This window comes from Bradyrhizobium betae (assembly GCF_008932115.1).
Classification (GTDB): Bacteria; Pseudomonadota; Alphaproteobacteria; order Rhizobiales; family Xanthobacteraceae; genus Bradyrhizobium; species Bradyrhizobium betae.
In genome coordinates this window covers 344,793-358,078 of sequence record NZ_CP044543.1, presented here as the reverse complement: position 1 = coordinate 358,078, position 13,286 = coordinate 344,793, and the positions used below count along the sequence as shown (strand labels likewise).

Below are 13,286 nucleotides of genomic sequence, written 5' to 3'. Positions count from 1 at the left end.
CTTTTCCACAGGAGCAGATTTCTTGATCATCCGGCGCCGTCACACGGCCAACTACACGACGATCGGTAATGTGCTGTTCGAAGACGAACGGCTCGCCGCCGATGAAGTTGGCATTCTTGCCTACCTGCTGTCGCGCCCGCACGACTGGGAGGTGCGCCGGCCCGCGCTGATGCGCCGTTGGAGCATGGGGCGCGATGCGATCAAGCGCGTCATCACAAATCTCGTGCGCTTCGGGTGGTGCCGCCCGGAGAAGACGCGCCTACCCAACGGCACCTACTTTTTCATTTATGAAATCCGGGATCAGCCCGGACCGGAACTGTCTGACGAAGAGGTCAGGCGGGCTTTGTCGCTGGTGTCCAGCGAAGCCGCGCCCGATGCATCGGAGGATGTTTTGCGGTCCGAGGGCGCTCCGGAAGGGCAGCTTCCGCCCCAACATCCACCTACGGGTTACCCGTCGCTGGCTGACCCACCTCCGGCTGACCCGCAGGTGGCCTATAAAGATATACAAACCAATGATTTACCAAGGACGGAATCTACCCAAAAACTTGAGAGAGAGCGCGAGCGCACGCGTGAGAAGCACGCCCTCAATCTGGCCGAGTTCAAGCGACGATGGCCGACCAATGCCGATGACGATCAGACCCGCGTCGATCGTGCCTGGTTTGCGATGGACGCCGGCGAAGGCGAGGCCGCACTTGCCGGGATCACTCCGTTTCTGGAGCATCGCAAGAAGCTCGGGCGCAAGTTTCCGCCGGCAGGCTTCACCTATCTGGAGCAGAAGCGGTGGACCTTGCTGGAGGAACAACCAAAGGCGTCATCGTCCGGCTATGCGCGCGACAGCGCTGAGGCTCGCGCGGTCTTGACTGCCCATGAGATTGCTGGCGTGCGCGATCATGCGCGCCTCACCATGCTGCGGGGCGGGGTGCTGTACTACTACCGGCCCATCACGCCGCGGCTTCTGGCTCTTGCCGGCGCGCCCGGAGCGCCGATCCCGCCGCGCGATCAGTGGGTCACACTGGGCCGGCAGCAGGCAGCGGCTTGGGAAAGTTTCGTCTCGGAGCACGTCACGGCCAACCATCCTCGCTTGCAGGAAGGATCGAGTGCGCCGTGGCTGTGGCCGCCGCGCAAGGACGGTTCGCTTTCGACGGCATCGCCGCCAGACCAACTGATGAGCGACCAAGACTACCAGGACTTCAAATCGTGAACGACCAAGGTGAGGGCAGGATGTTGGCAGTGAACAAGATGGGGTTCCAGAACGCGGATGGCACGACCGGCATCGAGGGTGCGGCATGTCCGTGGCCGCGCGGCCCGCGCATCGGTAAGCGCGACGGGAAGGGTTGGTATCTGTTGCAGGTCAAGAGCGGCGCGGAGGTGAAGATCGCCGAGTTCCTCAAGCCGTTCGGCTACGAGGTCTATTACCCTAAGACCATGATCCTGAAGCGCGTGCCGCTGCGTCAGATGACGCCGTCGCAGCGCAAGGCGGGTGCTGCCGTCAGTCGACCACACATCATCCCGGTCTTTCCGGGTTATCCCTACATCCAATTCGATCTCACCGATGAGCGCTGCCATCAGTTGTTTAGCTTTGCGGGTGTGTACGGTCTGCACTGCGCTGGAGACCGGCCGGTCATCGTCGACGACGTCTATGTCAACCACCTCAAAAGTTTTGAAGACAGCGATACCGGCATGATCCCCGGATCGACGGCGCTAGCCGATCTCTTTGCTGTTGGAGATCACGTTCGAATTCAAGACTTCGGGCCGCTCCGTGGGTTCACAGCTGTCATCGAGCAGCTGCCACACAAACTGCAGCAGCAACTCAGGGACGGGAAGCTTGAGGAACTTGACGAATCAATGTGCGCGACCATAGCTATTGAAATATTCGGAAGGGTGACGCTGGCAAAGGCTCCGCTCTCCTCCCTCGAAAGCCTGAAGTAGAGCGTCACGCACAAATCACGGCAACGTCACGCGCAAGTCACGCGTTGTGCGGAGCCTGCGATAAAACAAAGCCCCGCCATCGTGCGGGGCTTTGTCGTTTATAGGAGGCCAAAACCTCCTCCTCTGTGGGAAGTGGGAAGACCCGGCGAACGCCGTCCGTGCATGAAACACGGGCGGCGTTTTTGTTTTTAGACATAGGTTGTGCGGTAGCGCGGATCGTTGCCGCTGCCCTCCTTGGGCGTTTCCTCCCTAGACTTAGCCGCTCGCGAAAGGTTCGCCCCTGTCGCGGGCGGCTTTTTCTCTTTGCGGCGGGAATGAGTCAGGACGGACTCAGGTGGAATCAGATCGATGCACTCCGTGGCCTTGCGTAACCCCCAGGAAGAGCGCGCCGCGCAGCATTTGGCTGCGGGCTTTGCGCTGACACCTGAGGAGCGCGCCAAGCGCGGCCTGCCGATGACGGCGAGCCTGCAGGAGGAGGCGGCCTCGCTTGGCGGTTTAGATACCGGCGCCTCGTCGTTCCGCGCGAACGCGCGAAAGTTCTGCCAGCGCAAGGTGATCCGCGAGCGCGTCGCCGGCATCCAGTACCAGGGCGCGATGCTGGCCTCGACGTCGGTTGCCTCGCTGCTGGTCGAGGCGGAAGAGGCACGCGATCTGGCCATGAAGCTGAAAGAGCCGAGCGCGGCCAATCAGTGCATCCAGACCAAGGCGAAGCTTGCCGGCGTCTGGCGCGACAAGGTCGAGGCGACCGGCAAGGACGGCGTGCCGCTGGCGGGCGCGGCAGTCAGCGTCGCCGGGCCGACGATCATCATGACGGGAAATCCGGGTGCATGAGCATCATCTGCTACCGCAATGAGGCTGGCGAGCTGATCGCGCATCGCAACCCCACGAAAGAGCAGTGGGACGCGATGTGGTTTGATTTCACCAAGCAGAACAGTACGTCGCTCACTGAGCAGGCGATCGAGGCGTATCGGCAATCGAGCGTACTCCTGCGGTACCTCTGTGCATGACGAGCGGCCCGACGCGCTCCGCGTTCACCTCTGGCCCAAGCAGTGGGTCGCGTTCCTAACCGAGGCGACGGAGGTTCTGTTCGGCGGCGCGGCCGGTCCGGGCAAGTCTCATCTGATGCGGGTCGCCGCGATCGTGTGGTGCTGCTCGATCGCGGGCCTTCAGGTCTATCTGTTCCGCCGCGTCCGCGAGGATCTCTACAAGAACCATCTGGAAGGCCCCAAGGGCTTCCGCGCGATGCTGGCGCCGCTGGTGTTGGGTGGCTGGTGCCGCATCATCGGCGATGAAGTCCGCTTCTGGAACGGCAGCCGCATCTATCTCTGCCACTGCAAGGCCGAGAGCGACGTCTACAAGTACCAGGGCGCGGAAATCCACGTCCTACTGATCGATGAGCTGACGCACTTCTCCGAATTCATGTACCGCTTCCTGCGGGGGCGCGTGCGCATGGTCGGCATCACGCTTCCGCCGGAGTATGTCGGCAAGTTTCCGCGGATCCTGTGCGGCTCCAACCCCGGCAATACCGGGCATCTGTGGGTCAAGACCACCTTCATCACCGGCACGATGCCGCTCGCCGTCCGCCGGATGCCGAAGGCTGAAGGCGGCATGCTGCGCCAGTTCATCCCGGCGCGGCTCGAAGACAATCCTTCGATGATGAAGGATGACCCGGACTACGAGGCCAAGCTTTACGGCCTCGGTTCGGCCTCGCTCGTCAAGGCGATGCGCGATGGCGACTGGGATGTGGTGGAAGGCGCCTTCTTCGACGAGTGGAGCAATCCGCAGCATGTTCTCGCGCCGTTCACTCTTCCGCGGCATTGGCTGCGGTTTCGCTCTGGTGACTGGGGCTCTTACAGCCCGTTCAGCATCGGCTGGTGGGCTGTCGTCGGCGACGACCACAGGATAGGCGGGCGCGAAGCCCGCGGGCTCGACGGCTTAAAGCCTGACGCTTATGACGGCTCGCAATACCGGTCAACGCTGCTGCCTCGCGGCGCCATCATCCGCTACCGCGAGGACTATGGTGCAAAAGGCGGCAAGCTGACGGCCGAACAGGTCGGCGCTCGCATCGCCCGGCTCGAAAAGGACGATCCGAAACTCTCCTACGGCGTGCTCGATCCTTCGACCTTCAAGGAAGATGGCGGCCCGTCGATCGCAGAGCGCATCAACCAGGTCCTGATCAAGGAGAAGCTGGTCCCGTTCCGCGAAGCCGACAACACGCGCGTGTCTCGCTCGGAGAGCCGGGATCGCGGCGGCCCGATGTCGGGCTGGGATCTGTTCCGCGCGCGCCTGATCGGTACGGCCAAGCGCAGCGAGGACGGTTCGGTCGATTGGTCGACGGGCCGGCCGATGATGTACGTGTTCGCGACGTGTACGGATTTCATCCGCACGGTCCCCGTGCTGCAGCACGATCAGGCGCGGCCTGAGGATCTCGATACCACGGGCGAGGATCACGCTGCCGACGATGGCCGGTACGCCTCGACCTCGCGCCCTTGGGTCAAGTCGCTGACGCCCGCCGCCAAGGAAGCACGCGATGCCTACAGCGAGAACCGCGACGAGCGCTACTCGGAAGACACTGCAACACTGTGAGGGAGAACGAGCATGACCGACCAAGAGCAGGGCGAAGGTATCGCCGCCAGCGTGTCCGGTGCCCAGATGGGGCAAGAGCCCGGCGATCCGAATGTGCCTGGGACCTCGCTGTCGGAGCGGGCGCGCGAGCTGGTTTCGAGCCTCGAGCACTCGATGAAGCACAATGCGCCGGTCTCCAATGAGCAGCTGCGCGAGCTGAAGGCCCTGCTGGGCGTCTCCGGGGAGTGATCGACCCGGACGATGACGACGACCTCGATGCTGCCGAGGTCGAGCCGGATGATCCGGATGCGTGGCGCGACTACAGCGAAGAGCCTGACGGAGACGAATTGGATGGCTGAGACGACCGCCGCCCCCGCCAACAAGGCGATCGCCTACCAGGGCAAGCCCGCGCACAGCCGAAAGAGCAAGGCGGTCACCCGCAAGGCCGCCAAGGGCGCGATCAATCGCGGGCTGATCTCCGAAAAGGCCGCCAAGCGCCATCTGGACAGCGTCTGATGGTGGAGGCGCTGGGGGCACGGATGCGCTCGTTCGGCCTGGTTCTCCACGGCCAGCTGACCGAAAAGCAGTGGAAGGAATTCCTGGTCGCGGTGTGCGATGCGATCGGCATGTACCCGGTCGGCGAGCCCGCGGTCTGGACCTATCCGCTCGAAGGCAAGGGTGGGATCGGGCAAACCTTGATGTTGCCGATCACGGAATCCTTCCTGGTCGTCGATACATGGTCGGACCACGACGGCGCCTACCTGTTCGTCTGCTCCTGCCGGGAATTTGCAATAGGCGTCGTGTTCGATTCTGCGGAGAGCTTCGGCCTCAAGCCGTCGGCGGCGGAAGACGGCGCGTTCTTCCATCAACTGCGGTTGAAGTGAGGCAGGCGTGAACCTCAAGAGCAAGACGGCGCTGATCTACGACAACGGCGTTTTCACCGAGCTTGCGGTCACGCTTGCCAAGTCGTTCGGCCGCGTGCTGTATTACGTGCCCTGGACGAGCGGCATGCCGAAGTCCAATGCGCTTCTGATCGGGGAAGGCCTGCCCGGGGTCGAGCGGGTCGAGAACCCGTTCGATTGCTTCGACGAGGTCGACATCTGGATCTTCCCCGATGTCTATGAGGCCGGCATGCAGAAATGGCTCGCCGCGCAAGGCAAGCGCGTGTTCGGCTGCCGCGGCGGCGCTGAGCTGGAGATCGACCGGCCGGCCTCGAAGGAGAAGAGCAGGAAGCTCGGCATCGACATCGGGCCCTACAAGGTGATCAAGGGCCTCGATGCCCTGCGCAAGCATCTCAAAGCCCATGACGATCAGTGGGTGAAGATCTCGGGCACGCGCGGCGATATGGAGACCTTTGGCGCCAAGGACTACGCCAAGGTCGAGGTGCGGCTCAACGAGCTGGAGCACAAGCTCGGGGCTTACACCAAGGTCATGGAGTTCACGGTCGAGGCCGGCATCAATGATGCGGTCGAGACCGGCTATGACGGCATCTGCGTGGACGGCAAGTTCGCCAAGAGCGCGATGACCGGCGTCGAGGTCAAGGACGAAGCGTACCTGATGAAGACGGTGCGCTGGGCCGAGCTGCCCGAACAGGTGCGCTCCGTCAACGAGAAGCTCGCGCCCGCGCTCAAGCGTTACGGCTATCGCGGCTTCCTCTCGACCGAGGTTCGCTGCACCAAGGACGGCAAGGCCTATCTGATCGATCCCTGCTGCCGGGCAGGCTCGCCTCCCAACGAGCTCTATCAGGTCCTGATGAGCAACCTCGCCGAGGTGATCTGGTTCGCCGCCGAAGGCATCGTCATCGAGCCGGACTTCAAGGCGAGGTGGGGCGCCGAGGTCCTGCTCATCTCCGAATGGGCCGATCAGAACTGGATGCACGTGACGATCCCGGACAAGGTCCGCGAGTTCGTCAAGCTGCGAAATTTCTGCCGCATCGAGGGCGAGTATTACGTCATCCCGCAGTGGACGGGATGCGCCGAGATCGGCGCCGTGGTCGCATTCGGCGATACGCCCGATGAAGCGATCGCCAACTGCAAGGCGGTCGCCGAGCAGGTCGAGGGGCATCTGCTCGACAAGCCCATCGACGCGCTCGACGTGGCGCGCGAGCAGCTCGAGCACGTGCTCGGCAAGGACAAGCCGAAGTCGAAGCAGCAGCGCCAGGCCGAGGCGCTCTACGCCAGGGGCGCGATCTCGGACAAGCAGCTCGACAAGATGATGGCGAAGGGGTGAGGCGTGCTCGCGAGGTCTTCAACGCGCCGTCGCCGCGATCGGTTCGCGCGTGACGATCGGCCGCGCTGGCAGGACATTCCGGAAGAGCCGGACGTTGACCTCGATGATGACAATCCAGAGCAGTACGATCGCCTTGGCATGATGATGAAGATCGACGGGCTCGATCGCGCCTGGCGTGACCTCATCAACGAATACGGATTCTCCCGCGTCATCAGTCTGATGGGCGACGGATGCCAACCGAAAACAGCCGCGCGAATGCTCGCGACGCAACGCCAGAACGGCCGACAGGAGAGTATCTCATGGCGAAGTCTGCGTTGAAGGCAGTGCCCGGGCCCGCAACAGCGGAGGCCTCGCGCAAGTACGACGAATGGGAAGTCCGCGAAGCTATGCGGACCTTGATGCGGGCCGAAGAAATCCAGGGGGACAAGAAGCTCATGGCCATGGTGCGCAAGGAAGCGGCGGCGGAATCCGCCAAGATGGCCGAAGTCTCGCGCAAGGCGGAACGCCTCGCCCGCTCCGGCCACATCTCCGACAAGCAGCTGGCCAAGCTGAAGAAGGAAAAGCCGATCGCGTCCGGCAAGGAAGGCGATACGGGCGCATCCCAGACCTCGCGCGGCATCGCGACCAAGTAGCCGATGCCCGTCGTCGAGTACTCGCCTCTGGACGAGATGGACCGCGCCGATGCGGCACGGCTGGCGCCGCTCGTGCAGCAGCCGGAGCCGGAGACGTCGGACGATTTTTCACGGCATGAAGCCGCCGGCGGCGCCGCGTTCAACCCGGATCAGTTCCTCTCCGTCGGCGAGCTGCGCCGGCAGTTTCTCGACTACATGGATTCCAAGGTCGAGGAGGTCGAGGAAGCCAAGGACTCACGGCGCTACTATCACGGCGCCCAGCTCACGGCTGAACAGTTGCGCGTGCTCAAGGCCCGTCATCAGCCGGTACAGATCTGGAATCGGGTCGGGCGCAAGATCAACGGCATCGTCGGCCTGGTCGAGCGTATGCGCGGCGATCCGAAGGCCGAGGGGCGCGACCCCAAGAGCGAGGTGGGCGCGGCGGTCGCGACGCAGTCGGTGCGCTACGTGCTGGATGCCAACCAGTTCAAGAACTCGCTTAACTACTGGTCGCTGCTACAGACCGGCATCGACGGCATCGGCGGTGTGCAGCTGGTGCTTCAGAAGGGCGACAAGGGCGATCCCGACATCGGAATCGAATGGGTTATCGGCGACGAGTATTTCTACGATGCCAGGTCCTACCGGGTCGACTTCAAGGATGTCCGCTACGAGGGCGTCGCCAAATGGATGGACGTCGAGGCCGCGGTCGAGATGTTCCCGGACAAGGAAGAGCTGCTTCAGGGCCTCTTCCAGGGCGACAGCGACCTCACCACCAACCCCGATCGCGAGATCAAGTGGCTGATCACGTCGACCCGCCGCGTGCGCATGGTCGAGCATTGGTACAAGCACAAGGGCAAGTGGTGCTGGGCGTTCTATGTCGCGAACGTCCTGCTCGACCAGGGCATCTCGCCGTTCTTCGACGAGCGTGGCAACTCGACCTCGTCTTTCGAGATGTGGGGCCCGTTCATCGACCAGGACGGCGATCGCTACTCGTTCGTGCGCACCTTCAAGGGGCCGCAGGATGCGCTTAACCAGGGCAAGTCCAAGACGATGGCGCTGGCCAATTCGCGCCGTGTCGTGATGGACAAGGGCGCGGTCGATGACGTCGAGATCACGCGCCGCGAGGTTGCCCGTCATGACGGTGTGGTCGAGAAAAACAAGGGGTTCGACCTCAAGGTCGACGACACCACGCCTGAGGTCGCGACCTTCACCTCGTTCACGCAGGACGCCAAGGACGAGCTGGATGGTTTTGCCAATGCCAACCTTGCAGCCGCAAGCGGCGCGGGCCTCAACAGTCTCTCGGGCAAGGCGATCGAGCTGCTGCGCCAGCCCGGCATGGCCGAACTTGGTCCGTTCGTGCTCGGCCATCGGATGTGGAAGCTCAACCTCTACCGCAAGATCTGGAACGCGGCGCAGCGACACTGGAAGGCGGAGCGCTGGATCCGCGTCAACAATAACCAGAAGCTGGCCGAGTTCATCCAGCTCAACGGCGTCGATCTGGACCAATGGGGCCGGCCTGTCATCGTCAATGCGGTGGGCGCGCTTGACGTTAACATCGTGCTTGATGAAGGACCGGACGTGATCTCCGCCATGCAGGAGCTTGCGGACAAGCTCTCCAAGTACCCGCCAGGCACCATCCCGCCGCAGGTCCTGATCGAGCTCGATCCGGCTATTCCGCGCGACGAAAAGGACCGCGTCGCGGAGATGATGAAGCCGAAGCCGGAGCAGCTGCAGATTCAGCAAGCCAAGACCAAGCTCGAGCTGGAGCATGCCGCCGGCAAGAACGCCAAACAGGCGGCAGACACGCAGAAGGCATTGGCCGGCGCGCAATTGTCGCTTGCGTCTGCCGAGCAGAAGAAGGCGGCCGTCACGACGGAGGCCGCGCGCGCCGGACATCTCGCGCGCGCCTCCGATCTCGATGCCGCGGAGTTCGTGCGGGATTCGCTGTTCAAAGCGCACGAGGTGATGGCGCCGTTCCTTTCGCCGCAGCAGGGGCAGGCCGGCATGCAACCGCCACCCCGGCAGCCTGCGCCAATTGGCGCAGGCATGCGCTGATGATCAAAGTGGAGAATTCGATGCTGGCATTGCTGAGGATGATGGCAGTTGCGGTTGCGCTGCTTGTGAATGCCGGCGCGGTCCTCGCGCAAGGCGCGATTCCATCGGCCAACTGGTCCGTGTCAATCACGACCGGGAACACGTATCAGACCATCCAGGCCGCCGACAATTCGCGGCGTGCGCTCACGATCCAAAACAACAATGTGTCGGACAATTGCTGGGTGAATGTCGATGGTTCGGTCGTGGCCGGAAACACGACCTCGACCAGCGTCACGACGTCCGGAAGCAAGCAGACTATGACCGCGGCGAAGGCCTCGCTGCTACTGGCGCCGGGCGGTTCCTACACTCGATACTATCCCTACACGGACGGCGGGCCGATCGTCGGGACGTGCGCGTCCAGCGGCGACAGTCTTTACGTCGCGGTCCAGTAGCGGGAGCCGCCTGTGATGAAGCGACAGTTCCTCGTCTTCCTTGCACTGCTGCTCGGCCTCTGTTGTGCGCAGGCCGATGGCATCCAGAATCCGCCAGTCTGGACCGGACAGTCGGCGATCACGATGGACGTCATCGGCGACAGTCGGATGGCGGACATCTGGGCCAGTGGCACGTGCAACAGCGAGGCTGCCAGCTATTGTGGGACGAGCGGCGTCAACTGGTTTGCTCAGGCGAGCGCTCTTGCCTCCAATCGCTACCAGGTCGGCGTCATGGCGGCGCTGTCGGGGTGTCGTACCGATCAGTATTTGCAGCCTTCCAACATCGCACAGATCGTCGCCAGCAAGAACCAGTGGGTGATCATCGGCTATCCCGCCGTCAACGATCTCAATGCCGCCGGCGGGAGTTGCACCATCTCTCCAAGCGGAGGCGCTTTCCCGTTCACCAATGCCAACGGGGTGGTGGTCGATCAATCCAACGTCGCCTCGGTCGCTGCGGGCAATCTTCAAACTGCGATCAATGCGTTTCTTGCGGCCGGTAAAAACGTCATCCTCACCGAGGAGCCGGGCAATACGCTCATCAACAATACCGGCGCCACGATTGCATCCTTCAATGGGCAGACAACCGGCAACGTGCTGACGGTCAACTCGGTAGTGAGCGGAACGATTCGGCCGCGCCAGATACTGGTCGGCGCGGGCGTGACTTCCAGCACCCAGATCGTGGCGCAGCTGACGGGAGCGGTGGGCGGTGTCGGCACCTATTCGATCACCTCGAACGCCGTTGTTTCCGCGGAGTCGATGACGACGACCTATAGCCCGCTGAGCGCACTATATGAACTGATCTCGTACCAACGCGCGATCGCCGCCGCCTATCCTGGTCGCGTGTTCCTCTGGTCGGCAAACCCGTCGCTGTGGAAGGCTGCTGGCTCAGCCACGGCGGTCTCGTTCGTCGACAACGTGCTGCTCGACAACGTCACGCACTTCAACAATTTCGGCGCCTCGCTTGCGGCCGCGCGCTTCAATAGCGCGTTCCAGAACTTCTTCGCTCCGGTTGATTTCGAGCTGGCCGCGATCAACAGCCTCTATCCGACGAACGAATATTCCTACATCACGAACCCGCTTTTCACGGCCACGAGCGGCGGCACCAATACCACCTGCACACTTTCGAGCGGTACGGTGCCCTCGACCTGGACGCAGGTCTGCGGCACGGCAGGCGTCAGCGTTACCATCACCAATGCTGCTTCGACATGGTGTAACTCGGCTGGCAATTGCGGCAACGACATCACGTTCGCCATCACCACGACCGGTGCGGACACGTGGCGGATCCAGAGCACCGCACCGAGCGCGCAGAACTGGGATTTGAGCTATTTCTGGCAGGGCGGCGCCAAGGTGTCGGTGGCGAACGGCTCAAGCAACTGCTCAGTCTATGGCGACTTGGCGATGCAGACCGATGCGGGCACGCGGGATTCCCTGATGCTCTATGGCGCCGCGGCCGCCACGGGAGGTGGCACAAACAACGGCCCAACGACGGCCTACACGTTCGATCTGAAGGGCTATCCCACCAAGCCATTGGCGGCCTCGACGAGCAAAACTGCGGTCACGATGCGCGTGCTGGCGAATTTCACGGCGGCAGGCAGCTGCACCATCACGGTGAGCCGCGCTTTCATGAACCGGGTGTTCAACTACAACCCGGCCACAGGAACGTTCTCCGGCTGGCTGCTCATGCGCGATCTCGATCCGGCATCCAACGACAATGCACCCGCTTGGCTTCTGAAAGCCGGCTAGGGAGACCAGCGATCATGTCCATCAAAGGCAAGCCCGTCACCTCCGCCCCACCGCTGCTGAAGAACGCCTCCGCCGCACCCTTCGTCTATTTCGACAACGCGCCGCTCTACGGCATCGTCGGTCTTGGCATCGAGGTCGAGCTGACCGCGGCCACCATCGTTCCGAAGGCGGACGGCACGATCGCGCGCGAGGCCGTCTGCGTTTCGCATCTGCGCTGTTCGCCGCATGCGGCGCTCGCCCTGATCGACAGCCTGCAGAAGGCGATCGAGATGAACAAGAACCAGGCGTCCTCGCTCGCGGCTCAGGCCGCCGAGGTCGCCAAAGCCGCGCCGGCCGACAAGGCCACGTAAGGCAACAACAGACTTTCGGTCAGCGCCACCAGACGGCGTGCGGCTTCCAGAGTGCCGATCTTCAAACCCTGCGGCAGGCGTCCTCCATAGCGGCGCAACGCAATTCATCAGTGCCGGCGTGCCGGGCGAGGTGGGCAATTCCCGCCACGCTCGCGAACGGCGCTGCGGTCCGTCCAGCACCAGACGCTGGCAAGTGAAAAGGTAGCCATTCAAATGGGTCAGTTAAGGGAAGTCGACGCCATCTCCGATGCGATCATGGAAACGGAGAAAGAGATCGCAGGAGAAGCGTGGGGTAACGAAGAGACGTCCGCGCTCGACGAGACCGGGGGCCGTGCGCTGGAAAGCATGGGCCAAGGCCTCGAAGGCCAGCACGAAGTCGAAGATGGCGACGCCAGCTCCGAGGAGCAGGAAGACGGCGACTCCGAAGAGACCGAGGAAGCCGAAGAGGGCGAGGACGGGGAAGAGGGCGATGAGGCTGGAACGGAGACTGCCGGTGACGGCAAGACCGCACAGCAACAGCGCGAGCAGGAGCCGCCGGCGGGCCGTGTGCCTTCGGGTAAGCTCCGCGAGGAGGCTGAGAAGCGACGGCTGGCAGAGGCTCGTGTAACCGAGCTCGAAGCCAAGCTTGCAGGCACAACGGGTGACAACCCGAAGATCGCCGCGCTCGAAGCTCAGCTCCAGCAGCTGACGAGCATTCTCAACGGTCAGCGGCAGTCGCCGCAAGCCGTGAAGGAAGAGCCGAAGGCTGAGCCCGAAGTCCCCGACATCTTCGAAAACCCCAAGGGGTTCGTCGAGCACATCCTTGGTGCCGTGCAGCAAGCGGTCGCGCCTGTCCGGCAGGACGTTCGCAAGAACGCCGTCGAGACGAGCTTCGCGCTCGCCCATGCCACGCACAAGGACACGTTCGGCAAGGCGTTTGAGGCCATCAACGGCCTCAATCCGCAAAACCCCGACGACCGGGCAACCGTGCAACGCATTTATAACTCGGCCAATCCGGGCGAGGAATTGGTGCGATGGCACAAGCGGAGTCAGGCGCTCGCGCGCTTCGGGGAGGATCCCGATGCAGCCGAGGCCCGGATCCGCGAGGATACCCGGCAAGCCCTCCTGAAAGACCCTGAGTTCCGGAAGCAGTTGATCGCCGATCTGCGTGGCGAAGCTGCGGCCGGAGAGAATGGCCCCGCGCGTACCACCACCCGACTGCCGCAATCGTTGGCACGCGCCGGCGGCTCCAATCTTGGAGTCGAACGCGGCGATCACGTCGTCAATGACAATTCGGATCAGTCGGTCGCTGACGCTGCCTGGCGCTGAGAGCGTTCTTTCCAAAATGACGATGC

At 63.1% G+C, this 13,286-nt stretch carries 16 protein-coding genes; all 16 read left to right on the top strand.

Going from position 1 to position 13,286, the window contains the following annotated elements; genetic code table 11:
* The first annotated feature begins 22 nt into the window (after positions 1-22).
* The 16 genes from F8237_RS01850 (at position 23) to F8237_RS01780 (ending at position 13,260) form a co-directional block, all read left to right on the top strand.
* A complete protein-coding gene (locus F8237_RS01850; protein WP_151642136.1) occupies positions 23-1,201 on the top strand; it encodes a hypothetical protein in 1,179 nt (392 codons plus the stop codon).
* Positions 1,198-1,929 carry a transcription termination/antitermination protein NusG gene (nusG, locus tag F8237_RS01845; RefSeq protein ID WP_151642135.1) on the top strand — a complete coding sequence of 244 codons (732 nt, stop codon included), beginning with the start codon at positions 1,198-1,200 and terminating at the stop codon, positions 1,927-1,929. The genes F8237_RS01850 and nusG overlap by 4 nt, the downstream gene beginning before the upstream one ends.
* A gap of 348 nt (positions 1,930-2,277) precedes the next feature.
* Positions 2,278-2,760 (top strand): hypothetical protein, encoded by a 483-nt coding sequence (locus tag F8237_RS01840; protein ID WP_151642134.1) that lies wholly within the window; start codon positions 2,278-2,280, stop codon positions 2,758-2,760.
* Positions 2,757-2,936, top strand: coding sequence for a hypothetical protein (locus F8237_RS01835; protein WP_151642133.1), 180 nt, complete (start codon positions 2,757-2,759; stop codon positions 2,934-2,936). The genes F8237_RS01840 and F8237_RS01835 overlap by 4 nt, the downstream gene beginning before the upstream one ends.
* Positions 2,929-4,515 (top strand): terminase large subunit domain-containing protein, encoded by a 1,587-nt coding sequence (locus F8237_RS01830; RefSeq protein ID WP_151642132.1) that lies wholly within the window; start codon positions 2,929-2,931, stop codon positions 4,513-4,515. Before F8237_RS01835 ends, F8237_RS01830 begins: the two co-directional genes overlap by 8 nt.
* Positions 4,516-4,527: 12 nt before the next feature.
* Positions 4,528-4,743: a hypothetical protein gene (locus F8237_RS01825; protein ID WP_151642131.1), complete on the top strand. Its 216-nt coding sequence runs from the start codon at positions 4,528-4,530 to the stop codon at positions 4,741-4,743.
* Between the two features lie 102 nt (positions 4,744-4,845).
* On the top strand, positions 4,846-5,010 hold the full coding sequence (locus F8237_RS35845; RefSeq protein ID WP_154696345.1) for a hypothetical protein: 165 nt from the start codon (positions 4,846-4,848) through the stop codon (positions 5,008-5,010).
* Complete coding sequence (locus F8237_RS01820; RefSeq protein ID WP_151642130.1) at positions 5,010-5,378, top strand: S-adenosylmethionine decarboxylase; 369 nt, start codon at positions 5,010-5,012, stop codon at positions 5,376-5,378. Before F8237_RS35845 ends, F8237_RS01820 begins: the two co-directional genes overlap by 1 nt.
* Positions 5,379-5,385: 7 nt before the next feature.
* On the top strand, positions 5,386-6,723 hold the full coding sequence (locus F8237_RS01815) for a hypothetical protein (protein WP_151642129.1): 1,338 nt from the start codon (positions 5,386-5,388) through the stop codon (positions 6,721-6,723).
* Positions 6,724-6,726: 3 nt separating this feature from the next.
* On the top strand, positions 6,727-7,041 hold the full coding sequence (locus F8237_RS36735; protein ID WP_210250357.1) for a hypothetical protein: 315 nt from the start codon (positions 6,727-6,729) through the stop codon (positions 7,039-7,041).
* A complete protein-coding gene (locus tag F8237_RS01805; RefSeq protein WP_151642127.1) occupies positions 7,023-7,355 on the top strand; it encodes a hypothetical protein in 333 nt (110 codons plus the stop codon). The genes F8237_RS36735 and F8237_RS01805 overlap by 19 nt, the downstream gene beginning before the upstream one ends.
* 3 nt (positions 7,356-7,358) lie before the next feature.
* On the top strand, positions 7,359-9,389 hold the full coding sequence (locus F8237_RS01800) for a portal protein (protein ID WP_151642126.1): 2,031 nt from the start codon (positions 7,359-7,361) through the stop codon (positions 9,387-9,389).
* A gap of 20 nt (positions 9,390-9,409) precedes the next feature.
* Positions 9,410-9,820 (top strand): hypothetical protein, encoded by a 411-nt coding sequence (locus F8237_RS01795; protein WP_151642125.1) that lies wholly within the window; start codon positions 9,410-9,412, stop codon positions 9,818-9,820.
* 15 nt (positions 9,821-9,835) lie between these two features.
* Positions 9,836-11,602, top strand: a complete 1,767-nt coding sequence (locus F8237_RS01790; RefSeq protein ID WP_151642124.1) for a hypothetical protein — start codon at positions 9,836-9,838, stop codon at positions 11,600-11,602.
* Positions 11,603-11,616: 14 nt separating this feature from the next.
* Positions 11,617-11,952: a hypothetical protein gene (locus F8237_RS01785; RefSeq protein WP_151642123.1), complete on the top strand. Its 336-nt coding sequence runs from the start codon at positions 11,617-11,619 to the stop codon at positions 11,950-11,952.
* A gap of 213 nt (positions 11,953-12,165) precedes the next feature.
* Entirely contained in the window at positions 12,166-13,260 is a 1,095-nt protein-coding gene (locus F8237_RS01780) for a hypothetical protein (protein ID WP_151642122.1), read from the top strand.
* Positions 13,261-13,286: the final 26 nt, after the last annotated feature.

Bases quoted from the DNA above. Each gene is read 5' to 3' on its own strand.
- F8237_RS01840 (WP_151642134.1), top strand. From the start codon at position 2,278: ATGCACTCCGTGGCCTTGCGTAACCCCCAGGAAGAGCGCGCCGCGCAG.
- F8237_RS01835 (WP_151642133.1), top strand. From the start codon at position 2,757: ATGAGCATCATCTGCTACCGCAATGAGGCTGGCGAGCTGATCGCGCAT.
- F8237_RS01825 (WP_151642131.1), top strand. From the start codon at position 4,528: ATGACCGACCAAGAGCAGGGCGAAGGTATCGCCGCCAGCGTGTCCGGT.
- F8237_RS35845 (WP_154696345.1), top strand. From the start codon at position 4,846: ATGGCTGAGACGACCGCCGCCCCCGCCAACAAGGCGATCGCCTACCAG.
- F8237_RS01820 (WP_151642130.1), top strand. From the start codon at position 5,010: ATGGTGGAGGCGCTGGGGGCACGGATGCGCTCGTTCGGCCTGGTTCTC.
- F8237_RS01805 (WP_151642127.1), top strand. From the start codon at position 7,023: ATGGCGAAGTCTGCGTTGAAGGCAGTGCCCGGGCCCGCAACAGCGGAG.
- F8237_RS01800 (WP_151642126.1), top strand. From the start codon at position 7,359: ATGCCCGTCGTCGAGTACTCGCCTCTGGACGAGATGGACCGCGCCGAT.
- F8237_RS01795 (WP_151642125.1), top strand. From the start codon at position 9,410: ATGCTGGCATTGCTGAGGATGATGGCAGTTGCGGTTGCGCTGCTTGTG.
- F8237_RS01790 (WP_151642124.1), top strand. From the start codon at position 9,836: ATGAAGCGACAGTTCCTCGTCTTCCTTGCACTGCTGCTCGGCCTCTGT.
- F8237_RS01785 (WP_151642123.1), top strand. From the start codon at position 11,617: ATGTCCATCAAAGGCAAGCCCGTCACCTCCGCCCCACCGCTGCTGAAG.
- F8237_RS01780 (WP_151642122.1), top strand. From the start codon at position 12,166: ATGGGTCAGTTAAGGGAAGTCGACGCCATCTCCGATGCGATCATGGAA.